At 64.0% G+C, this 22,942-nt stretch carries 15 protein-coding genes; 5 read left to right on the top strand and 10 right to left on the bottom strand.

Annotated elements, in window-relative coordinates; translation table 11 throughout:
* Positions 1-286: 286 nt before the first annotated feature.
* From ACSHSS_RS19035 to ACSHSS_RS19025, 3 genes are all read left to right on the top strand, one after another.
* On the top strand, positions 287-1,855 hold the full coding sequence (locus ACSHSS_RS19035; RefSeq protein WP_105854996.1) for a sensor domain-containing diguanylate cyclase: 1,569 nt from the start codon (positions 287-289) through the stop codon (positions 1,853-1,855).
* Between the two features lie 117 nt (positions 1,856-1,972).
* The gene (locus tag ACSHSS_RS19030; RefSeq protein ID WP_006397522.1) at positions 1,973-3,352 is read left to right on the top strand and encodes a cache domain-containing protein; all 1,380 of its coding nucleotides are present in this window, start codon (positions 1,973-1,975) and stop codon (positions 3,350-3,352) included.
* A gap of 27 nt (positions 3,353-3,379) precedes the next feature.
* Complete coding sequence (locus ACSHSS_RS19025; RefSeq protein WP_006404668.1) at positions 3,380-4,024, top strand: response regulator; 645 nt, start codon at positions 3,380-3,382, stop codon at positions 4,022-4,024.
* Positions 4,025-4,135: 111 nt separating this feature from the next.
* On the opposite strand, the gene ACSHSS_RS19020 is transcribed toward ACSHSS_RS19025, so the two are convergent.
* Positions 4,136-4,732 (bottom strand): MlaC/ttg2D family ABC transporter substrate-binding protein, encoded by a 597-nt coding sequence (locus ACSHSS_RS19020; protein WP_006397524.1) that lies wholly within the window; start codon positions 4,730-4,732, stop codon positions 4,136-4,138.
* Positions 4,733-5,050: 318 nt separating this feature from the next.
* On the opposite strand from ACSHSS_RS19020, the gene ACSHSS_RS19015 reads away from it, so the two are divergent.
* Positions 5,051-7,684, top strand: a complete 2,634-nt coding sequence (locus ACSHSS_RS19015; RefSeq protein ID WP_006413396.1) for a hopanoid transporter HpnN — start codon at positions 5,051-5,053, stop codon at positions 7,682-7,684.
* Positions 7,677-8,690, top strand: coding sequence for an MlaA family lipoprotein (locus tag ACSHSS_RS19010; RefSeq protein WP_043278995.1), 1,014 nt, complete (start codon positions 7,677-7,679; stop codon positions 8,688-8,690). The genes ACSHSS_RS19015 and ACSHSS_RS19010 overlap by 8 nt, the downstream gene beginning before the upstream one ends.
* A 29-nt stretch (positions 8,691-8,719) precedes the next feature.
* Here ACSHSS_RS19010 and tssM read toward each other — a convergent pair whose 3' ends face one another.
* From tssM to tssI, 9 genes are all read right to left on the bottom strand, one after another.
* A complete protein-coding gene (gene tssM / locus ACSHSS_RS19005) occupies positions 8,720-12,676 on the bottom strand; it encodes a type VI secretion system membrane subunit TssM (protein WP_175794731.1) in 3,957 nt (1,318 codons plus the stop codon).
* 28 nt (positions 12,677-12,704) lie between these two features.
* Complete coding sequence (gene icmH, locus ACSHSS_RS19000; RefSeq protein WP_105854994.1) at positions 12,705-13,646, bottom strand: type IVB secretion system protein IcmH/DotU; 942 nt, start codon at positions 13,644-13,646, stop codon at positions 12,705-12,707.
* A gap of 10 nt (positions 13,647-13,656) precedes the next feature.
* On the bottom strand, positions 13,657-13,911 hold the full coding sequence (locus ACSHSS_RS18995; RefSeq protein ID WP_080744005.1) for a PAAR domain-containing protein: 255 nt from the start codon (positions 13,909-13,911) through the stop codon (positions 13,657-13,659).
* 548 nt (positions 13,912-14,459) lie between these two features.
* Positions 14,460-15,017, bottom strand: coding sequence for a hypothetical protein (locus ACSHSS_RS18990; protein ID WP_146124299.1), 558 nt, complete (start codon positions 15,015-15,017; stop codon positions 14,460-14,462).
* Positions 15,014-15,499, bottom strand: a complete 486-nt coding sequence (locus tag ACSHSS_RS18985) for a tetratricopeptide repeat protein (protein ID WP_105854993.1) — start codon at positions 15,497-15,499, stop codon at positions 15,014-15,016. The genes ACSHSS_RS18990 and ACSHSS_RS18985 overlap by 4 nt, the downstream gene beginning before the upstream one ends.
* Positions 15,500-15,645: 146 nt before the next feature.
* The gene (locus ACSHSS_RS18980) at positions 15,646-15,972 is read right to left on the bottom strand and encodes an Imm58 family immunity protein (protein WP_146124297.1); all 327 of its coding nucleotides are present in this window, start codon (positions 15,970-15,972) and stop codon (positions 15,646-15,648) included.
* 12 nt (positions 15,973-15,984) lie between these two features.
* A complete protein-coding gene (locus ACSHSS_RS18975) occupies positions 15,985-16,452 on the bottom strand; it encodes a hypothetical protein (RefSeq protein ID WP_175794733.1) in 468 nt (155 codons plus the stop codon).
* Positions 16,453-16,662: 210 nt separating this feature from the next.
* Positions 16,663-17,019 (bottom strand): DUF1493 family protein, encoded by a 357-nt coding sequence (locus ACSHSS_RS18970; protein ID WP_175794735.1) that lies wholly within the window; start codon positions 17,017-17,019, stop codon positions 16,663-16,665.
* A gap of 5 nt (positions 17,020-17,024) precedes the next feature.
* Positions 17,025-22,901 carry a type VI secretion system tip protein TssI/VgrG gene (gene tssI, locus ACSHSS_RS18965; protein WP_233620081.1) on the bottom strand — a complete coding sequence of 1,959 codons (5,877 nt, stop codon included), beginning with the start codon at positions 22,899-22,901 and terminating at the stop codon, positions 17,025-17,027.
* Positions 22,902-22,942 lie beyond the last annotated feature (41 nt).

The following is a 22,942-nucleotide window of genomic DNA, read 5'->3' as shown; positions in this document are numbered from 1 at the left end:
GACGCGCGCGTTATACTCAGTTCAATGCGTCCCGCGACCGCCGCGCGGCCGAATCGGCGGCCAGGCTGTCACCGGATGCACGATCCGCCGGCCGGCTGTGCCGGCGCCTGCCGATCGTCGGCGCCCATCGTCTCCACGACCGGGAGGGGTGATGCCGGAACGCGCCGCACCCGCTTCGCGCGTCCGCCTGCTGTCGAGCCGCGTGCGATAGCGTGCCGGCTCGTCGTCAGCCTCCCTTGCGACCAACCGCATCGGCGCGCCGCCGATGCCCGACGATCCACGAATCATGGCAGAAACCGACTACGCAATGCCCCGCGAATCCGGCCTGACGAGCCGCGTCGCGACGCACCTGCGCCGGCTGCTGCTGCCGCACCTGATTTTCTATTCCGGCCTGCTGATCGCGCTGCTGCTAATGCTGCTGTGCGCCATCGTGCTCTACGAAGGCCGCATCGATGCGCGCGAGCGCGCACGCACGACGCTGCAGAATCTCGTGCTGATGGCATCGTGGGACATCGAGCGCAACATCGAGATCTATTCGCTGTCGCTGCAGGCCGTCGTCGAAGGCGAGAACGATCCGGCAATCGTCGCGCTGCCGATGCCGTTGCGCCGGCAGGTGCTGTTCGACCGCGCGACGACCGCGCGCTATCTTGGCGGCATCTACGTGCTCGACAGCCGCGGCAACATCGCGGTCGACGGCAAGAGCGACGTGCCGCGCAACGCGAATTTCGCGGACGCGCCGTACTTCAGCGTGCATCGCGACCGGCCCGACGTCGGGCTCTACGTCAGCGATCCGTACCGTTCGCGGCTGCGCGGCGGCTCGCCGAGCATCGCGCTCAGCCGCCGCATCACGCGCGCGGACGGCTCGTTCGGCGGCATCGCCGTGATGTCGATCCGGCTCGAATATTTCCGCGACCTGTTCTCGCGCCTGGCGCTCGGCGATCGCGGCGCGATGTCGCTGATCGGTACGAACGGCGTGATGGTGATGCGCGAGCCGTACGACCCGAAGATCGTCGGCCGCAACATCAGTCAGGCGAGCACGTTCCGCCAGTTCATGCGCGCGCGCGAAGGCAGCTTTTTCGATCGGGCGTCGATCGACGGCGTGCGCCGGCTGTATGCGTTCCGGCACCTCGACAACCTGCCGCTGATCATGATGGTGGCCGAATCCGAGTCCGAGATCTACGCGGCCTGGTACGACCGCGCGATCCCGATCGGTTCGGCGATGGCGCTGCTCGCGCTCGGTTTCGTCGGCCTGTCGCTGCTGCTCGACGTGCAGTTGCGCAAGCGCCATCGCGCGGAGACCGAGCTGCAGGCGCTCGCCCGCACCGACGGCCTGACCGGCCTCGACAACCGCCGGATGCTCGACGTGACGCTCGCGCGCGAATGGCGGCGCGCCGCGCGCTCGCAGCACGCGCTGTCGCTGCTGTTCGTCGACGTCGATCACTTCAAGCGCTACAACGACTCGCAAGGCCATCAGGCCGGCGACGACGCGCTCGCGGCGGTCGGCCGCTGCATCGCCGGCTGCCTGCGCCGCCCGGCCGACTATGCCGCCCGCTACGGCGGCGAGGAATTCGTCGTGATCCTGCCCGATATCGGCAGCGACGGCGCGGTGGCCATCGCGGAGACGATCCGCACGAGCATTCTCGAACTCGCGATCCGGCACGACGGCAGCGCGTTCGGCTGCCTGACCGCGAGCATCGGCGTCGCGACCTGCCGGCCGGACCGCGACGACAACATGCACGCCGCGCTCAAGCTCGCCGACGACGCGCTGTACCGCGCGAAGGAAACCGGCCGCAACCGCGTCGTCGTGCTCACGGCCGCGCACGCGGGCCGCCATTACGCGCCGCGCACGGCCTGAGCGCACGCGCGCCGCACCCGCGCGCGCAAAATCGTCGACAATACCGGCTCGCTCCGCCGGCCGCGCGCCGGCGGCAAGCGTGCCGGCCGTCGCCGGCGCGCGTCCGTCCGCGTCACCATGAAGCTCAAGGCCAAGATTTTCCTGCTGGCGATCGTGCCGTTCCTGCTCGCGATCGCCGGAATCGGTTTCGGCGTGCGCCAGCAGGCGACGTCGCTCGCGCGCACGCAGCACGCGACGATCCAGGCCGCGTATCTGTCGAGCAAGGAAGTCGAGCTGAAGCACTACGTCGAGCTCGCGACCAGCGCGATCATGCCGCTGTACGACGCGGCCGGCCGCAACGGGCGCGACGACGCGATGCTGCGCACGCAGGCGCTCGCGATGCTGCAGAAGATGGATTTCGGCCCCGACGGCTATTTCTTCGTGTACGACCTGCACGGCAACGCGCTGATGCATCCGCGCGAACCCGAGCGCGTCGGCCATAACTTCTGGACAATGCGCGACCCGCAGGGCGCGCTGACGATCCAGCAGCTGATCGGCGCCGCCTCGCGCGGCGGCGGCTTCGTGCGCTACGTCTGGCAGCGGCCGTCGACCGGCAAGCCGGCGCCGAAGCTCGGCTACGTGGTCGCGCTCGAACGCTGGGGCTGGATGGTCGGCACCGGCATCTATCTCGACGACGTCGACACCGCACTGCAACGGATCGACGCCCGCGCTTCCGCGAACATCGAGCGCACGATGAGCTGGCTGACCGCGATCGCGCTCACCGGCGCCGCGGCGATCGCCGTATGCGCGCTGGTGCTGAACGTCAGCGAGTCGCGCAGCGCCGATGCGAAGCTCAAGCAGCTCGCGCAGCGCGTCGTCGAATCGCAGGAGCAGGAGCGCGCGCGGCTGTCGCGCGAGCTGCACGACGGGATCAGCCAGATGATGGTGTCCGCGAAGCTGATGCTCGAATCGGCGCTCGCGCGCTTCGAGCGCGGCACGGTGCGCGTGCCGGAAGCCGAGCGCGCGCTCGCGTCCGGCGTCGTGCGGCTCGGCGACACGCTGCGCGAGGTGCGCCGCATCTCGCACGCGCTGCGTCCGGCGATGCTCGACGATCTCGGCCTCGCGGCGGCGCTCGATCAGCTGATCCGCGAATTCGGCGCGCAAAGCGGCATCGACATCGGCTACACGCAGGTTGCGCACAGCGGCGCGCGGCCGCTGCCCGCAGCCGTGAATACCGCGCTGTTCCGGATCGCGCAGGAAGCGCTCAGCAACATCGTGCATCATGCGCACGCGTCGCGCGCGGCCGTCACGCTCGACGTCGGCGCGCAGTCGGTCACGCTGACGATCGCCGACAACGGCTGCGGCTTCGACGCCGTGCGCTCGCAGGCCGACGAGCGCCGCGGCATCGGACTGCGCAACATGCGCGAGCGCCTCGACGCGCTCGGCGGCACGCTGACGATCACGTCGCAGGTCGGCCACACCGTCGTGGCCGCGCGCGTGCCGCTACGCGACGCGTGACGCCTTACATCAGGAGACCCTTCGCCTATGAGCGCCCCCGACACCGCCCGACCCGCCGCCCGGCTGCTGCTCGTCGACGATCATCCGCTCGTGCGCGACGGGCTGCGCATGCGGCTCGAAGCGGCCGATCTGTCCGTGGTCGGCGAAGCCGGCAACGCGGACGAGGCGCTTGCGCTCGCGGCCGAACTCGAGCCCGATCTCGCGCTGATGGACGTCGGCATGAACGGGATGAACGGCATCGCGCTGGCCGGCGTGTTCCACGAGCGGTTTCCGGCGATCCGCGTGCTGATGCTGTCGATGCACGACAACGTCGAATACGTGACGCAAGCCGTGCGGGCGGGCGCGAGCGGCTATCTGCTGAAGGATTCGCCGGCCAGCGAGATCGTCCGCGCGATCGGCGCGGTGCTCGCGGGGCAAACTTTCTTCAGCGAGGGGCTCGCCGCGCGGATGATCCAGGCGAGTGCGGCCGCGTCGCCGCTCGACCGGCTGACGCCGCGCGAACGCGACATCCTCGATGCGCTCGCCGAAGGGCTGTCGAGCAAGCAGATCGCGCAGCAGACGGGGCTGTCGGTGCGCACCGTGGAAACGCATCGGCTCAATCTGAAACGCAAGCTCGACATCGAAGGGCAGGCCGAACTGATCAAGTTCGCGGTCGAGCATCGGCGGCGCTAGCGGCCGGCCGACGCGCGGCGTGGCGCGCCGCCGCGCCTGCGTCGCCGAAGCGGCGCGCAATAAAAAAAGGACGCCCGAGGGCGTCCTTGCTGCGAACCGCGGCTGCGCCGCTCAGTTCGTGCGGGAATTGTGCTTCTGCAGATACGCGATCAGGCCGTCGATGCCGCCCGACGCGAGCTGGCTCTTGAACTGCCCTTGATAGACCTGGATCAGCCACGCACCGGACATGTCGATGTCGTAGATCTTCCAGTCGTTGCCGACCTTGCCGAGCCGGTAGCCGACCGACTGGCTGTCGCCCGGCGTCGTGACCGTCGACTGCACGAGCGCGTCGGCGCCCGACGTGCCGCCCGCCTTGAACGAGAACTTCGCGTCCTGGTTGCCGAGCTGCGCGAGCGACGCGGCGTACGTGCGCGTCATCAGCAGCCGGAACTGCTTGTAGAGCTCCTGCTGCTGTTGCGGCGTCGCCTGCTTCCACGCGTCGCCGACCGCGATGCGCGTCGTGCGCTCGAAGTTCGTCGCCGGCAGGAAGCGCTGCTCGACGACCTGCGTGATCTTTGCCATGTCGCCGCCGCGCGCGGCCGGATCGGCCTTCATCGCGTTGACGGTGCCTTCGACCGCATGGCGGACGATGTCGACCGGCGCGCTCTGCGCGAAAGCGGAAACCGACACGGCGGCCGCGGCGAGGAAAGCAAACAGATGACGTTTCATACGGATATCGCACTCGATGAGAAAAACGGCCGGCTCGTTTGCACCGGCTGATGGCGCAAAGTATAGCGGGCCTGACGCGCACCTGCCGTGCGGCGACCGAACTGTTACCTTTGCGCCCCTTTTGTCACAAAGCCCGGCAGCGTGCGGCGCCGCGCGATTATGTAAGCGTCCCTTTATAAACGCGGGTTCGCCCATGCCGATTCGTGCCTGCGCGAGCAAATATCCTTCCCGCCCCAAAACACGGCAACGTCACGACCCAGGCGCCGTCGCGCCGGTATACTCATTGCTTTGCCCTTGCCAGCCCCTCCCCACCGCCACATGGTGACATCTCTCATCGTCCGACTCGTCGCGTGGTCGGTACGACGCCCGGTCTGGGTCGTCGTACTGTCGCTGCTGATTGCCGCGTTCAGCGGCGTCTATGTTGCGCGTCACTTCAAGATCAATACCGACATCAGCAAGCTGGTCGATGCGGAGCCGCAATGGGCGGCGCTCAGTCAAGCGGTCGATCGCGCGTTCCCGCAGCGCAACGGCACGATCCTCGCGGTCGTCGAGGCGCCCGCGCCCGAGTTCGCCACCGCGGCCGCGCATGCGCTGACCGAATCGCTGCAGAAGCAGGCTGCGGCCGGCCGGATCGGCCCCGTCGCCGAGCCGGGCGGCGGTCCGTTCTTCGAGCACAACGGGCTGCTGTTCCTGTCGCCGCAGCAGGTCGCCGACACGACGTCGCAGCTCGCGAGCGCGCGCCCGCTCGTCAACGAACTCGCGAAGAATCCGAGCCTCACGGGGCTCGCGACGACGCTGTCGACGACGCTCGGCCAGCCGCTGCTGACCGGGCAGGTGAAGCTGCCGTCGATGGCGAAGCTGCTCTCGCGCAGCGCCGCGACCGTCGACGACGTGCTCGCCGGCAAGCCCGCCGCGTTCTCGTGGCGCGCACTCGTCGACAACGATGCCGCGCGGCAGCCGGCGCGTGCGTTCGTGACCGTGCAGCCGGTGGTCAACTACGGCGCGCTGAAGGCCGGCGCGCAGACGAGCGACGTGATCCGCGAAACCGCGCGCGCGCTCGATCTCGAGAAGCGCTACGGCGCGGTCGTGCGGCTGACCGGCGAACAGCCGCTCGCCGACGACGAATTCTCGTCGGTCGAAGACGGCGCGGCGCTGAACGGCGTCGTCACGCTGCTCGTCGTGTTCGTCATCCTCTGGCTTGCGCTGCGCTCGAAGCGCATGATCGCGTCGGTGCTCGTCACGCTGTTCGTCGGGCTCGTCGTCACCGCGGCGCTCGGCCTCGCGATGGTCGGCTCGCTGAACATGATTTCGGTCGCGTTCATGGTGCTGTTCGTCGGCCTCGGCGTCGACTTCTCGATCCAGTACGGCGTGAAGTACCGCGAAGAACGCTTTCGCGACGCGCGCATCGATCACGCGCTGATCGGTGCCGCGCACTCGATGGGGATGCCGCTCGCGCTCGCCACCACCGCCGTCGCCGCGAGCTTCTTCTCGTTCATTCCGACCGCGTATCGCGGCGTGTCGGAGCTCGGGCTGATCGCCGGCGTCGGGATGTTCGTCGCGCTGCTGACGACGCTGACGCTGCTGCCCGCGCTGCTGCGCCTGTTCGCGCCGCCGGGCGAATCGAAGACGCCGGGCTTTCCGTGGCTCGCGCCCGTCGACGACTACCTCGATCGCCACCGCAAGCCGATCCTGATCGGCACGCTCGCGGTCGTGATCGGCGCGCTGCCGCTGCTCGCGTTCCTGCATTTCGATTTCAACCCGCTGCATCTGAAAGACCCGCACAGCGAATCGATGTCGACGCTGCTCGCGCTGAAGGATTCGCCCGAAGCGGCCGTCAACGACGTGACGCTGCTCGCACCGTCGCTCGCCGATGCCGACGCGGCCGCGAAACGCCTCGACGCGCTGCCCGAAGTCGGCCGCACGACGACGCTGTCGACGTTCATCCCCGCCGACCAACCGGAAAAACGCGCGGCGATCGCGACGGCCGCGAGCACGCTGCTGCCCGCGCTCACGCAGCCGCCCGCGCCGCCGGCCACCGACGCGCAGCGCGTCGCCGCGCTCAAGCGCGCGTCGGATCTGCTCGGCTACGCGGCCGAAGATCATCCGGGGCCGGGCGCCGCGGCCGCGCAGCACCTGTCGCAGTCGCTCGCGAAACTCGCGGCCGCCGACAGCGCGACGCGCGACCGCGCGGAGCGCGCGTTCGCGGACACGCTGCGCATCGCGCTGAACCAGCTCGCGGCGCTGCTGCAGCCGCAGGAGATCACGCGCGACACGCTGCCGCCGCCGCTCGTGCGCGACTGGGTCGCGCCCGACGGCAAGGCGCTCGTGCAGATTTCGCCGAAGGTGCCGAAGGGCGTCGACCCGAACGACGACACGATGCTGCGCCACTTCGCGACCGCCGTGAAGGCGGCCGAACCGGGCGCGATCGGCGGGCCGATCTCGATCCTGCATTCGGCGAACACGATCATCAGCGCGTTCCTGCATGCGGCGCTGTGGTCGATCATCTCGATCACGATCCTGCTGTGGATCACGCTGCGCCGCTTCGGCGACGTGCTGCGCACGCTGGTGCCGCTGCTCGTGTCGGGGATCGTCACGCTCGAGATGTGCGTGGTGCTCGGCATGTCGCTGAACTTCGCGAACATCATCGCGCTGCCGCTGATGCTCGGCGTCGGCGTCGCGTTCAAGGTGTATTTCGTGATGGCGTGGCGCGCGGGGCAAACCGGCCTGCTGCATTCGAGCCTGACCCACGCGGTGCTGTTCAGCGCCGCGACGACCGCGACCGCGTTCGGCAGCCTGTGGCTGTCGCATCATCCGGGTACGTCGAGCATGGGCAAGCTGCTCGCGCTGGCGCTGACCTGTACGCTGATCGGCGCCGTCGTGTTTCAGCCCGTCCTGATGGGCAAACCGCGCGTGAAGCGCGCGAAGAACCAATCGCAAGGAATCAATGAATAACATGCGAATCATCGCGGTGACCGTCGCCGCAAGCGCGATGCTGTCCGGCTGCGCGACGGGACCCAACCGCAACCCCAACGACCCGCTCGAGCCGATGAACCGCGCGATGTACAAGTTCAACGACACGGTCGACGAGCACATCGCGGTGCCGATCGCGAAGGGCTACCAGAAGATCACGCCGACGCCGCTGCGTACCGCGATCAGCAACTTCTTCTCGAACCTCGGCGATCTCGGCAACATGGCAAACAACCTGCTGCAGTTGCGGATCACCGATGCGACGCAGGATCTGATGCGCGTCGCGATGAACTCGGTGTTCGGCATGGCCGGGCTGATCGACATCGCGACGCCCGCGGGGCTGCCGAAGCATCATCAGGACTTCGGGCTGACGCTCGCGCGCTGGGGCGTGCCGTCGGGCCCGTACCTCGTGCTGCCGGTGTTCGGGCCGAGCACGTTCCGCGACGGCGTCGGCCGCGCCGTCGACGTGCGCTTCAACCTGCTCAACTACATCGAGCCGGCTGCGCGCAATCCGATGTACGTGATGCAGTTCATCAGCGCGCGTTCCGATCTGCTCGGCGCGACCGATCTGCTGAAGCAGGCCGCGCTCGATCCGTATTCGTTCGTGCGCGACGCGTATCTGCAGCAGCGCAAGTCGCTGACGTACCGCGGCCAGTCGTCGGCCGGGGTGCCGAGCTACAACGAGCCGGGCGAAGCGGGCGCCGTGCCGGGCGCGGTGCCGGCAGCGACGCCGGCCGCGCCGGGGCTGCCGAATTACGAGGATCCGGGCGAGTCGGGCGGCGCGGGCGGCGGCGCGCCGAACAACGCGCCGGCCGCGCCGGGATTGCCGCAGTACGACGATCCGGGCGCGGACACCGCGACGCCGGCCAGCGCACCCGCTGCCGCCTCGGCCACCGCACCGGCCGGCTCGACGACGGCACCGGCCGCGAGCGGCGCGCCGATCGCGCCGGCGATGCCGACTGTGCCCGCGAGCAGTCCGGCCGCGCAGTAAGGTCCGCGGGCTGGACGCTCGCTACGCTCTCAAAGCCCGCTGTCAGGCATTGCCGGCAATCTGCCTTGCGGCAATCCCGGCGGCGGGCCGCTATCCGGCAGGTTGAACATCGCCATCGTGCCCGGACAGCGGAACGTCGCGAGCACATCGCTCGTCAACGGATTCGCGGCACTTCCCGCGCTCGCGATATCGAGCGCCGCTTCGCGACCGTCGAAGCTGAACACCACGCGCGTGCGGCCCAACGTGGCCGTCTCGATCACGTGCCCCTTCCGAAGCAAACGCATGAGCGCCCACGGTCCGTCCGCTGCGATCGTCGACGTGTTCGGCCCGATGCTCGGGCTCGCGACGAGCCACGCGTGTGCGCCACCGCGCGGTCCCGGCCAGGTCACCGTAAAAGGCTCGACCGGGCCATGTCGATAACGCGTCGTCTGTCCGTCGATATCGAGCGACAGGCTCATGATCGTCGGATCGAGTTCAGGGATGCGGATGTCGACCTTCCAGCTCGGTCGCGTGCGATCAACCTCGTTGAAGAAAATGTCGCGAATTGCCTTGGCATGCTCGAATGGCGCGAGGTCGGGCCCTTGAACGGGTTCGGTCGCGCCCGGCAGCGTCCGGTAGCGCCACGGTTTCGCCGCGGTATCGACGAACGGAGCAAGCGTTCTCGTGAAGAAGTCGTCGATCACGCCCCCGTGCGCAAACATCCGCGCGAAATCGTCGATACCGACGTCGCGGCTGCTATCGGGCGAGAACGGGTAGTTGCCTTCGATCGTCGTTCGACAAACGTCCCCGATTGCCGCCTGCACCTGGCGCGACAGCAACCGGCCGATACCCTGATTGATTCCGCGCGAGCCCTCGACGGCGAGTTGATGCAGCACTGCCCGCAACGGCGCGGGCATCGTATCGGCCATCATCTTCAGCTTCGCGGCGTGCTCGCTTGCCGGCGGCATGCTGTTGTTCAGCAGCGCGTTGTCGGCGATCGCGAGCGCTGCGTAGTAGTCGTTCAACAGATCGGCGATTCCGTCCAGGCCCGTTCTTCCCGCCGACGTTTCGACCGGTTGCGTATCCGAACGTGTATCGGCATGGCCCGTCACGACTTCGCGCAATGCCGCGAAATGGCGATCGACCCATTCGCGTTCAAGCGGTTCCGATGCACGAGGCACCACCAATATCGTCTCGGCTTTCTGGTGGATCGCGTCGGTCGCTTTTGCGAGCAAGGCGCTGTCCGACTTCGCCATGGGCTGTGTCAGCGTCGTTTCGATTACCGCCGCCCGGGTCAGACGCGTCAGCGGTGAATCGGGCGCGGCGAGTGTTCGCAGTATCTTGAGGTTGAAGGCGAGACTCGTTCCGCTCACGATACGGATGTCGCCGAGAAACGCATCCCATTGTTGCGCGTACTCGAGCAGGTACCGGCGCGTAACCGCTGCCAGCAGCGCGTCGTCGTCCTGGTTCGGGGCGTTCAACGTGCCAGCGGAATCCCTGCGAGGATCGCCCGATGCTCGACGTCCCATTACCCAGGCGTCGTCGTCGCTGGCCGCGCGAAGGAATTCCGGCAAGCGTTTGCTGAACACCGCCTGATAGCCTTCTCGCGTAAAGATTCCCGGCACGCCGCCGGACAAGGGCGCTCCGCTGACGCGCGTAAACACCATGCCGGCCTGCGTTCCAACCATCCGCAGCAGCGAAAAATCGTCAGGCGCGTCCTTCCACATCGTCGCTTTGGCGCGCCGGTAAAGACGTTCAATCAAGTCGCTGCTGTCGAGAAAGACACGTGCCTGCCGGATCACGGCATCGTTACGCGACAGTGGCGAGCGCACGACATGTCCTTCCGAAAACAGCCGTTCGACGTGGCCGATCATTGCGGCACGCCCACCGAACGCCGCCGCGCTGTCGTGCCTCGACCAATCGTCGAGCACCCACATCCTGACGTCGTTCGCGTTGAACCGCTCTCGGTCGTGGAGCATCAGGTACACGCGCAACGCGTCGTAAGCGGCTTGGGCATCGCCGATCGCCACGGCACCGCCGATCGCGTGCTCCATGCGGCGGACGATGTGCGGCAACACGGCCTGCTCCGACAGGGCCTCGTACACATGGCGGCTGTCGGACGCGATCGTCTCGAGGCGGGCCGTCGCAAAACGAAACGTGCCGTCCGCATCGGTGGCGAGCTGCGTCGCGTCATGCAGCAATTCCTTCGCATGGTTCAACACCATCGGCACACGCTCGGGATTGGCAGAAAGGTCACTTGGTGCGAGTAATGCGGCGAGTGACCGTGCCTTTTGCCCGAGCGTCGCAAGCGATGCCCGTTCCGTGACGAAGCCATTCCAAAGATTGACGCATATTGCGGCGGCAATCAGCCACACGAGCGAGTGTCCCAGCCACCGCTGCAGTCGCACCCGATGCTCGCGATTCCAGTTCGGGCTCGCGAGATGCCCTTCACGAAACACGACGGCGAGCCACAAATCGCGCAGGAAGTAACCGGTTTCGCCACGCGCCGGCCGCGGGGCCCTCCGTGTTGTGCGGGATGCGTCGATCATGCGCCGCAATAGCGTTCGACGTTCCGCAGCGATCGCGTGATCACCCTGGATTGCGCTCGTCAGATAAACGCCTCGGAACATCGCATGCGGTTGCGTCGGCCCGCCGTTGTCGTCCCTGGCGAACACGTGTTCAATCAGGTCCGCCAACGGGTTCACCAGTGCCGCAACCGATTCGGGCAACACCGCAAGACGGCGCCGCCGGTCCATATCGGTTTCGTTGCGAAGCAGACCCGTGACGCCATCGGCCAGACGCGTGGCAAGCAGATTCAGTTCTGTCCTGATCGCATCGTTCATCCGCGCCTGCTGGTCGGACCCGAGCGTCACACCCAAAATCTGCGCACGCTCCGCTTGCCCGAGCGACGCGAAATAGTCGGTGAACCCCGGGAGCCGATCCATTTTCGTGACGACCAGCCAGACGGGAAACCCGGTGCCGAATTCGGCTTGCATCTCCTCGAGGCGAGCCCGCAACGCGCGGCTCTCGGTCGTATCTGCGGCGGGATCCGCATGTGCCAGCGCAGCGACGTCAATCGTGAACAGCACGCCATTCAGCGGCAGGCGAGGCCGGATACGGCGAAGCAGCCGAAGAAACCCGTGCCACTCCGCGGCATCGGACTGCCTGCGAACGGCGGCCATGTCGGGTGGCTGATTTTTCCGCTTGCCGCCGTTCGGCCCATCCGACGACGCCACCGGCAGCGAGTAGCGCGACGTGCCGTGTTGCACGTAGTGGCCCGCCGTATCGATCAGCACCGCCTCATTGGTCAGCCGCCATCCCGGCAAGGCCCGCGCGTCATCGGGTGCAAGCGAATGCTGAAGTCGAGCCTCGAGCGGAAACGCCAAGCCGGAGTTAAGCAGCATCGAGGTCTTGCCCGAGCCCTTCGGACCCAGCACGACGTACCAAGGCACATCGTAGAGATGTGCTGCGCCTCGAAACAGTCGCGCCAGCCTCCCGTGGACCGCTCGCCCGGCTTTCAACTGCGCGATCGTTGCGCGGGCCATGTCTTCGATTTCTGCCAAGCGCGATGCGGCCAGCGGCCGTGGGCCACGCTTGCCGAGTCGAAGCCGTCGTCTGAGCCGACCGGGGTGCCGGCGCATTTGCCTCCACCATCGGACCAACATGACGCCGGCATAAACCAACACAACACCGATCATTGCGAGAATGCGGGCCGTTACCGAAGCAAACAGCGGTTTGCCAGACAGCGTCACGAGCGGAAACGCATGCCAGATCGCGAGACAGAGCAGCACGACGATCACGATGCTCGTCGTCCAGTCGATCAGCCACAAGGCCCATGCGGCGAGTACCAACGCGATCAACGTCAGTCGAATGCCGATCGATCCGAGCGGGCTCAGTCCGCCGAAAGTCAGCAGCGGCCCTGCAAACCAGATCACGACGACGGCAGCGATCACCATCACGACCGCCCACAGATGACGCGAACTTGGAAACGAGAGAATCTTCTTCATGTGGACGGTGGATCGTATCCGGCTTGCACTAGGGCGCCGGATCGCCCTGCGGCGGGTCGATCGCGCTGTATGGCGCGGTGCGCGCGATGTTGGAAAGTTGGCGCTGCACGTCGTCGGCTTGCGCGCCCGACTCGATGCGGCAATAGACATACAGCGCGCAGAGCGCCGCTGACAGCAAGGCCGCCGACAGCCACACCGGTATTTCGAAACAGGCGCTCGGTCGCGGCGATTCGACCGTCGTGGCGTGGGGCGACAGCGCGTTCGGGACGGTGGGCAGATGCGCCGCAATCGCGTTGTAGATTCGTTCTCGTACGCGGTCGTGCGCGCTGAACGTCCGGCCATGCGGATACCGGCCTTCAAACCCCAGGCTGAAAATCCGGTAGATCAGTTCGAGCAACGGCCAATGGTCGCCGGCGTCATCGAGCAGGCGCAGCGTAAGCGCGTAGACCTTCAAGCCGCCCTGGTTATCCTCGCCGATCCGTTGGGTCAGCGCGTCTGACGCCCATGCAGCGCTTCCCGACGCGTCGCCGCGCGCCGCAAGTTCGCGCATTGCAGCTTCGTCCAGTGCAGTGCATAGGCAATATCGCGCGCCGATCCTGTGATCCACGCGGATGTTGGCCCGTACGCACAGGCGCTCGAATACGCGGACTTCTTCCAGCAGCAGGTCGCGCAGGCGAGCGTCATGGCCGGTGTCGATCAATGCGGACATGTCGACCAACGCCCGAAGCAGCACCCTGCCCGCTTCCAGCAAGGCGTTACGGTGGCCAAGTACCGCTGCCAGTCTCGTCGGTTCGTCTTCGGGCGGCGCAAGTGGCCCGAATGGACGATTACGGCGCGAGCCGGGTTGCTGTCGTGGGTTCCTGTTGGAGAGGAACGTGCCGTTTGGGCGTCGCGGTGGTGCGGACGTGCGTCTCGCCGACACGATTTTGGGCGCGCTATCGGATTGCGTCGTGCTCGACATTCGGCTCATCGCGGCAAGGTCAGACTGTCGGGCCGTCGTCGGACACGACAAGCGTCGCGCCGCAACTCGTGCCGCTGCCGTGATGGGCAATTTGGCGGCCGTTGATCGTGCCGCCGCCGCCGTTGGTGATGACGCCCGCGCCATGTAGCGGACATGACACCGCGTCGCCTACGCATGCCGCGGGACGTCCGTTGATCGCGACGCCTGCGCTCGCTGATGTGACCGCGCCACCGTGGGTGGTCAATGTGCCAAGGGTTGCAACGCGGGCTGGCATGTCTCATCTCCTCCAAAAAAGTAGTTGTCCTATTTCATGTCCGGACATCGGGTCATCAAAAGCATGAGGCCATCGTGAGCGGTACGTCTATACGCGGGCGGGCCTGGTATCGAGACTTCGCTTCACGCTGTTCGTTGTACGGTTCGTGCGGCGTTGGCCGGTTATCTGCTACGTAACGCCGGCCAGTCGGACAGCCACGTTAAAACCCTTCATGGACCCGAGAAAAGCGAAACCAAAAGCCAATCTCAACCACTCCCCGTCGATCACAACGGACAACAACAGCGATGCCACATCAACGGATCAATAGCATTTGCATTCGTAATCATCAATTGTCTGCCTCGGAGAATATGGCTTATCAGGTCGCACCAACCTCCCGAACATTCCACGCTCACTACATCTATTAACGCATTTATCTAGCATCTCGGGATACGACCGACTTCCAGCAAGCATGTATGCGGAAAGCAGCCCCACCACCACAACAATAAAAAAAACCACCACAAGCTGGAGTTTAATACTCGATCTCATAAACCAAAATCACCCCACCAATTCTACGAAGCCGTATTTCGCGAAATAAGCAAATCTACAGTTTCGAGCGCACGATAAAAACTATTTTTATCTATAGACGAATTTTCAAATGACGAGAGCCAAGCCAACCACTCCTTCAATACACCACACTCTTTAGTTGTCAGCAACGGCCATCTTTCAACGAAGAAATCATCCCACCAGCTCGGGTTTGGAGTTCTATCCAACATGCCAACCAAATTATTTACAACAATTAAATTGGGCTCGTTGTCGTTAATGCTACTCACCATCACGCCGGGAATATAATAACAAAAGGCTTCCGGAGAGAACCAACTTAAGGCATCGTTATATTTTTCCCATAAATCCCCTGTCGTCTCACCCCATTCATATGCACCAATAGCATGCACGCCGTCCACTTCATCGCAAGTCAACTCACTCGAGCCAATAAGAATATCCGGCTTTTTTCTCCACCCAAATGCTTCAAAAATCTTAAAAGCCAACTGACTCATAACTTCATCCTCGCCAATCCCTGTCAATTGAAATCCGTCGTCATGCAGTTGACTGTTCCGCCTGGCGGCCTTCACGTCCACGTTCCCTTTAACTTATGCCACTCGACCTCGGCTCCCTCAACGTTATCTTCCATCGCCAGCCTTATGAATTTCAAACCGCGCGCACGGGACTTTTTAATATCACCTGATCCGTAGTACAAATCCAATCCGTGGCTCAATTTCGCCTTCGGGTACCCTAGCTCCGCCGCCTTTTTATATAGTGCAGCAGCAATATTTTTATCTACCTCAACCAGATCACCTGTTTCATAACATACGCCCAATTCATAAATACCGGGCGCGTACCCGAGGTCATTCAGCAAATGAAGTATCCCGATTCGACGCTCGTCAAACTCCAAATCGGTCTCAGAAGTTGAAATGCAGAAATGGGAATACAGAAATAACGCCGCCGGAACGCCCTTCTCAATCAACGGCTGCAACAGCGCCATAGTCTTGCGAGTATCGCCAGAGTTGAGCGCATCCTCAGCCCTAACGATAATTTCAGAATATGAGGCGTCCATATTTCCCCTCGTGGAATTTTCTGAGTCCCCATCGCATGCCCGACGCAGACGTAGGCCGGAAGGGTTGATTTCACACAAACACCCGGGCGATCCCAGCCGTCTGCGACGTATGACGCCGATGCTGCGCAAGCTAACCGTCAATTGACTCATCTGCGACCTATGCTCTTTAGGCTCCCTTTATCGATATAAAATGGAATCTCGTTGAGCCAAATAACGTCCCCCTCTTTCTCGACAATTGGTCGCGCCGTCGGGCTTGATGGAAAGGCGGCCTGCAATCGCCGAAGCACCTCGGCCTCAGGCAAGCCGCGCCACTCTTGCTCTAATACATGCTCTAACCCGCGCAGTGCATTGTTCGCTGCGTCTTCACTTTGTCTCGAATAATCCAACGATATACTTCTATCAATCCAAAAGTATGCAAGAATCAGACACAATCCTATAAGCATCAATATAATTGATGTCGCAGCTTTACTCACGATCGCCTATCCTCATGCGACGCGCGAAATCCGACTTTTCGCAAATCTTATAATTAGATCCAGATCTTTGGAATCGTATAATTTCGCATTTAACACCACATCACCGACATCAACAACAAACACCAATCTAAGCGTCGGCCCGAATCTGTCAGTATATTTTCTCACCCCACCCTCCAGTCTCACACCCACCAGCCCAGAGATCGGAATGCGCTTGGTGAAAAACAATGACCTCACCACAATCACGTCATCTCTCAAAGCAACAAAATTTCGCCTTATATAAGCAAACAAAACAAGTTCGATCGAGATTGACAGAATCAAGAATTTATATGCCTGCCACCCACCAACGAACAAGACACACAAGGTGGCAATTACTAATGGGCACCCGCCGACCCACATCATTAACAAAATATATGCCGACCTATCCGGCACAATTTTAAGAAAAGGACCATCAGTAGCATTTCTTTGAACATGCCGATGCATCACCACTCTCGATTTTGAGCCTAACGGCCCCAAAGCCTGCCACCGCTCCGGGAAACATCGCGGTATCAACAGCGCGGCCAGAAAACATCCTCATTGCCGTGGCGTTCATAGCCGTCATTTCCCTCCCAAGAATTCAACCGGATACTAATTGATATACCACGGCACCTAAGTATCGGCGCGTCGGAAGAGGCGTAGCACGACCAAGTCAGTTCACGCCTCTTGCCAGCGCCCGGTTCTAATTGCGTTGTCGATCATACGCATTGTCAATGCAGAATATTTCCCGCGTCGCCTTACCGTCCAGCCCAAAAATGGCACCGCCCAAAGCAATGTGCGAATGAATGGATTTTCACCAACAAACTCGGGAGGAAAATATTTATCGAACTCAAACCCACTTATGTCGACATGATATTGTTCACAAAGAACCGTAATACACCCCTCTGCCACATCGCCATAGACATCGAGATCGTGATATAGACGTGTATCGAGCGTACATTTCGTTATCACTCTTTTTGAAAAACCACACTGCTTTAAATATTCTCGCAATTCTGGTGACAGATCGTTTTCCATGCGCATCACTCACAAGAAACAGCATCGTGAATCTCATAGGCGGCTACGGCCATTCCGACATACGGCAACTTGCGAAGCACACTAGTGATCCCGTTTCGAGTCGCGATGGAGTACCAACCCCGCCTTGCTGCAGCGTGGTTCATTTGACTGAAAGGTGATGTCTTCGAGCCTGCCGCCCCCCCGCCCGCGATACCGCCCCTCGGCTTGCTCGCGAATGAACCAGAGCCACCGATCGCTCCCCCCGCCACCGCATTGCCAACTGAAGTAAGCGGTGTATGCCGACATGTGCAATGCTCCTTCTTGTACATTTCCAGAAGATAGTCAAAGACATACCCCGCTCCAATGCCGACCAAGATTGGAACGAATGCAATCTCGCCGGTTGGATCAATGAGACTCAACGGATTTCCTTTTGCGTAAGCGTGACCGTTGTGATCGCCGTCAAGTCCAATCGGATCCTGATTGATATACCGCCCCACCATCGGATCGTAGTACCTGAACCGGTTGTAATGCAGCCCTGACTCCTGATCCCGGTACTGCCCCGGAAAACGTATCGGATTGTCAACAACACGCGTCAACCACCTCGCCGTACGTCCATACGCGCTCAAATCCGCCGCCCACACCACCTCGCGCTGTTCGTCATACAGCTCCTGCGGCGTCCCAAGATGATCCGTCACGTAATGCCACGCCTGCCCGTCCGCCAGCCGCGTCAACGGTCCTTCATGATCCGGATGCGGCACATACGTCACCGCCCTGTCCTCATGCGACGTGCGCCCCGTGCGCACCTCCTGCATCATCCAGTCGCCGTCCCACATGAACAGCGTCGTCTGCTGCGCGCCGCCCGCCGGCGTGTGATGCTTCGCCACCCGCCGACCGAGCGCGTCGTATTCGTACTCGCTTCTCGCGCCGTCCGCATGTTCGATCGCGATCAACTGGTGGCTGCCGTCGTACCGATACCGCGTCACCTCCGGCACTTCCGACGGCTCCTCGTACTTCGGCGTCCCCGTCAGCACTTCCATTACGCGCAGCAGGTTGTCCGTCCCGCGCTGGCTGCGCTTCTCCGCTTCCGTCAGCGCCGGCTTCGGCGGCAACGGCACCGTCCGCGCGATGCGATTGCCATGCCCGTCGTACGTAAAATCCACCGGACGATCCGGGCGCGTCTGCGGCGCAAACCGCAGCAAGCGATCGCCGCTCGCTTTCCACGCCTGGATGTTGTCCCGGCTCGGCGCAGCAGCCAGCAGGTTTCCCGCCGGATCGTAGTGAAACGCTTCCGATCCGCTCGCCGCCATCACGTGCGTCAGCCGCGATAGCGCGTCGTACCGATACGCCTTCTGATCGCGCCACGCGTCGTCCAGCATCGTCAGCTGACCGGCGTCGTCGTATGCCCACGCCCGCCACGGCCGCGGACGCTCCAGCGAGCGCCCCCGTTCATCGAGGTTCTGCCAGCGATGCACCGCCAGCAGGCCATTCGCGCCATACCCGAAGTGATGCGACGCCGGACCTTGCGTACGCCGGATTTCCCGATGCAGCGCGTCGCGCTCGAAACTCGCCAGCGGATGCTCGTCGAGCAGGATGCCGTGCACATGCCCCGAGCCGTAGCGCTGCCAGACCAGCGAACCGATGTCCGGCACGTGCGTCCAGTCGCGATTCCCGATCGCGTCCACGCCGTGCGTGAGCCGCCAGACCCGCCCGTGATGCGCCTGCACCTCCGCCGTGCGGCGCCCGGCTGCGTCGTATTCGTAAGTGACGTGCACCGGCGCACGCCCGGGCACGATCGCCTGCGCTTGCGTCAGCAGCCCGCGCTCGTCGTAGCGATAGCTCGCTTGGCTCCCATCGCTCGAGCGTCGCCCCACCGGGCGGCCGAGCACGTCGTAGGTCACGTGCGTCGTGATCTGTCCGTCCTGGCCGTGATCGATGCGCTCGACCAGTTCGCCCGCCGCGTTGTACCGGTAGCTCTGCCGACGGCCGTCGAAGCCGGTCTGTTCGATCAACCGGTTGCGGCTGTCATAGCGGAACGTAGTCGTCTCCCGGTTCGCATTGGTCAGCTTCGTCAAACGGCCGATCGCGTCGTACCGGAACTGTTGCGTCCCGCCCGCCGGATCGACGATCTGCGTTCGCTGCCCGTATGCGTCCCAGTCCACGCGCGTCACGCGCTCGAGCGGATCCGTATGCGCGATCGCGCGACCCGCTTCGTCGTATTCGACCTTCCACCAGCCCATGCCGGCCGGCTGCGCCGCCGTCACGCGAGCAGACACGCTGCCGCTGTGGTGGCTCACCTGACCGAGCGCGTCGGTGGTCTCGGTCAACTGGCCGAACGGATCGTAGTCATAGGTCGTCGTGTGTCCGGAGCAATCGGTGCGCGCCACGAGCTGACCCGCGTCGTCCCATTGCATCTTCGTCACGTTCCCCAGTGCATCCGTGCGCGCGACGGGCAAGCCGTTTTCGTAGGCGTAACGCGTCACGTTGCCGAGCGGATCGGTTTCGCTCGTCAGGTGACCGTGCGCGTCGTAGCCGCGCTGCCAGATCTGCCCTGCCGGGTCGGTAATCTGTTCCGGGAGGTTGTGCTCGCCGTAGCTGATGCGCGTGACGTTGCCGGCCGGGTCGATGATCGACGTCGGATTGCCGCGCGCATCGTTCACGATCCGCGTCGTGCGACCGAGTGCATCCGTGTAGCCGGCCACGCTCCCCGTCTCGTCGAAATGCGTCTGCTCGACACTGCCGTCGGGATGCACGATCTTCTCGACCGCCCACAAGCCGTTGTAGTGATATTCGGTCGTATGCCCCAGGCCGTCCGTCACCCGCGTCGCGCGCAGCGACGGCAGGTAATCGAAACGCATCTCGCGTGTGACGACTCGCTGCCCGTCGGCGCCTTCGGTATAGGCGTAGGTCCGCAGGCAGTACGCATTCGGCGTGCCGTCGCTCCACTCCGATACGTGCGTCGCGCCGGCCGGCGTGCGGTAGGTCGTCAGCAGATGGTTGTCGTAGCCGTAGCGCCACGTCAGGTTCTCGCGATCGGTGGCCTCGACTAGATCGCCGTGCTCGTCGTACACGTAGCTCGTCAGGTGCAGCGGCTGATTGCCGACACCCTGGTCGAGCAACACGCTCGTGATCCGGCCGGCATCGTCGAGCGCGCAGCGCACGGTATGCACATTGTTGCGAACTGTTTCCAACCAGCCCTGTGCCGTATAGCCGAGCGTCAGGCACTGGCCGTCGCGCGTCGTGATGCGTTGCAACTGCCAGCGCGTCTCGTCGACCGGGTGACGGCCGTAATGCTCTTCGACGCCATTGCCGAAACGCAGCGCATAGGTGGCGCCCGACGCGTTGTCGTCACCGCGCATTAGCGTGAACTTCTCGATCGGATGGAAATGCGCTTCGCCCGCATTCAAGGCCGGAAACTGCAACTGCCGCCCGTCGGCGTCGAAGTAGATCAAGCCTGTCGCACTCGTGCGCACTTCCGTCGCATACGGCAGCTTCCATGCAACGCCCAGACTCCCGCGGCGCTGATCCGCGCTGCGGTAGCTGCGGCTCCAGTCGATCGATACGCGGCCCGGCAACGTAAAGTCCGTATGCGACAGCACCTTCTGCCCCGTCGCCAGATCGACCGGGTTCGCGCTGACGCTCTTCTTCGCGCATTCCGCGCAGTCGGCTTCGGTCACCGGCGCGAGGCCACCGGCATTGCCGTTCGTCATGCTGATCGTCGGCGCCTGCAGGTAAATCGCCGTGCCTTTCAGATGAATGCCGGACTCGTCGATCGTCACCGTGCCGCCCGGCCCGATCAGTTGCGTCTGTTTCGCGCCCGACAGGCTGCTCTCGCCCGTATCCGCGATGCGCAACTGGTTGGCGTTCGAGCTCGATACCGGAGCGGGCAGCTGCGGCGCGAAGTCGGGCGACGGCTCGATCGGATTCGCCTGATCGGCGGCCACGGCATCGCCCACCGCCTTGCCGCGCACGGTCAGCGTATAGGTGTGCCCGACATCGGCCGTCCAGTCCTGCACGACGCGGTCGGTGCGACTGCGGCCCACCGTGCTTGCCATCTGCAGCCCGACGTTGCGCAGGTACAGCCCGCCAACGTTGACGTTGTAGGCCATCCCGACGTTAAACATCGCGCCCATGCCCACGCTCTTCACCGACGCCAGCGTCACGGTCTCGAACTTGTAGCCGCCGGTCGATAGCGTCCAGTGTCGCCCGATCTGATCCGTTTCATCGTGGCCGATCCGCTTCGTGCGGTCATGCCCGACCGTGTGCGTTTCGTCGGCCTCGATCACCGCATCGAGATTGCGCTCGGCCTGGATCCAGACCTGCTCCGCTCCTTTCTTGTCCTCGAAGCGGATCGCATTGGCGTTGCCGTATCCGCCGCCCTTGGTCGAGCGCGTCAGGATCCCGCTTTGCGTCGCATGGGCCGGCAGCGTCCACGGCGGCATCGTCATCGCGTTGTAGACGCGCCCCGTCACGATCGGTCGATCGGGATCGCCGTTTTCGAAATCGACGATCACTTCGGTGCCGACCCGCGGAACATGAATGCCGCCGAAGTTGCTGCCGGCCCACGGATAGGACACGCGCACCCAGCAGGACGAGTTCTGATCCTTCACGTCGGATCGGTCCCAATGGAACTTGAGCGTCACCTCGCCGTTCTTGTTCGTCCAGATCTCCGCGCCCGCCGGGCCCGTCACGATCGCCGTCTGCGGGCCGCGCGTACGCGGTTTCCTGATCGTGCGCGGCGGACGAAATACAACGTCGGACGGCTGTACGGTGAACCTGCTGCGAATCGCGTAGGTGGAGAAGCCCGTCGTCTCGCCGGTTTCCTTCACGTCCAGCTCCGACGCGATTACCAGATACTCGCGGTTGGCGCTCGCCATCGGATGGCCGGCCAGCACGAACGTCGTGCCGCACACCACGTTGCGCAGGTTGCCCTCGCCTTGCGCGCGTGCGCCCTGCGCGTGAATCTCCTCCATGCGCACTTGTGCGAATGTCTGGCCGTCCTCCGTTTCCGTATAGTCGCCGGGCCATTCGTAACGTTCGAGCTGGTTGTGCGCTGTCTCGCGCGGCAAGCTGTTCTGCGCGGTCAGCGTCGCGCCCGGCTTCTCGAAATCGAAATCGTCGGTGGTCCAGACGCCCGATCGCAGGCGCTCCGTCGCCTCGAAGCGATCGACGTGCTCGCGGTCGATCTTCCGGCCCGGCGGGTAGTACTCGAGCGTCTGATACGCGACACTTTCCACGCTCCGATAGGCGCCCGGACCGTCGACGAGCACCAGGCGGTGCACGCCTTGCGAGTGTTCGAAGAACCACGCGATGCCGTGCTCCTCCATCAACCGCTGGGCAAACGCGAAGTCCGATTCGCCGTACTGGACCTGATACCGCAGCGGCCTGTAGGTGCGGCCGACGCGCATCTCGAACGAATACCAATACGAACCGAACACCTCGCGCAGAATGTCGAGCACGCTCTTCCTTTGGAAGATGCGATAGTCGGACCGCTCGCGCGCCAGTGCCAGCCAGGGCTCCAGCACGACGCGGTAACGGCACTGGCGATTCAGTTGATCCACATAGCTGGCCGCCGTCACGATGCCGCTGATTTCTCGCGTACCGGCGCCCCGGTTCGCCGCGCCGGCCTGGCCGGCCATCCCCGCGACAAAGCTGCCCATCCCGTCCAGCTGGATCGTGACGGTCAGTTCCTTGCCGAGCATCGCCTTGAGATCGAGGTTGGCCAGCATCTCGGCCGGCAGTCGCGGATCGGCGGGCGTCATCAGCCACAGTTCGTACGCGTACGGCGTGGAGAGCTGTTCCGTGCCCCGCATCGCGCTCAGGTGCAGCATCGCGCCGATGCCTTCGAGGTCCGGCAGCGCCGGGCCGCTGACCGAGAAGGTCCGGTTCGTCTTGAAATTCACCATGCGTGCTGGCCCTCGAACGCTTGATCGTTGTTATCCGTTAC

The sequence above is a fragment of the Burkholderia sp. BC1 genome, assembly GCF_052683555.1.
Note: the sequence above shows the minus strand (reverse complement) of the source record. Positions and strands in the feature narration are given on the sequence as shown.

Bases quoted from the DNA above. Each gene is read 5' to 3' on its own strand.
- ACSHSS_RS19010 (WP_043278995.1), top strand. From the start codon at position 7,677: ATGAATAACATGCGAATCATCGCGGTGACCGTCGCCGCAAGCGCGATG.
- icmH (WP_105854994.1), bottom strand. From the start codon at position 13,646: ATGAGCCGAATGTCGAGCACGACGCAATCCGATAGCGCGCCCAAAATC.
- ACSHSS_RS18975 (WP_175794733.1), bottom strand. From the start codon at position 16,452: ATGCATCGGCATGTTCAAAGAAATGCTACTGATGGTCCTTTTCTTAAA.
- ACSHSS_RS18970 (WP_175794735.1), bottom strand. From the start codon at position 17,019: ATGGAAAACGATCTGTCACCAGAATTGCGAGAATATTTAAAGCAGTGT.
- ACSHSS_RS19025 (WP_006404668.1), top strand. From the start codon at position 3,380: ATGAGCGCCCCCGACACCGCCCGACCCGCCGCCCGGCTGCTGCTCGTC.
- ACSHSS_RS19030 (WP_006397522.1), top strand. From the start codon at position 1,973: ATGAAGCTCAAGGCCAAGATTTTCCTGCTGGCGATCGTGCCGTTCCTG.
- ACSHSS_RS18995 (WP_080744005.1), bottom strand. From the start codon at position 13,911: ATGCCAGCCCGCGTTGCAACCCTTGGCACATTGACCACCCACGGTGGC.
- tssM (WP_175794731.1), bottom strand. From the start codon at position 12,676: ATGAAGAAGATTCTCTCGTTTCCAAGTTCGCGTCATCTGTGGGCGGTC.
- tssI (WP_233620081.1), bottom strand. From the start codon at position 22,901: ATGGTGAATTTCAAGACGAACCGGACCTTCTCGGTCAGCGGCCCGGCG.
- ACSHSS_RS19020 (WP_006397524.1), bottom strand. From the start codon at position 4,732: ATGAAACGTCATCTGTTTGCTTTCCTCGCCGCGGCCGCCGTGTCGGTT.
- ACSHSS_RS19035 (WP_105854996.1), top strand. From the start codon at position 287: ATGGCAGAAACCGACTACGCAATGCCCCGCGAATCCGGCCTGACGAGC.
- ACSHSS_RS19015 (WP_006413396.1), top strand. From the start codon at position 5,051: ATGGTGACATCTCTCATCGTCCGACTCGTCGCGTGGTCGGTACGACGC.
- ACSHSS_RS18985 (WP_105854993.1), bottom strand. From the start codon at position 15,499: ATGGACGCCTCATATTCTGAAATTATCGTTAGGGCTGAGGATGCGCTC.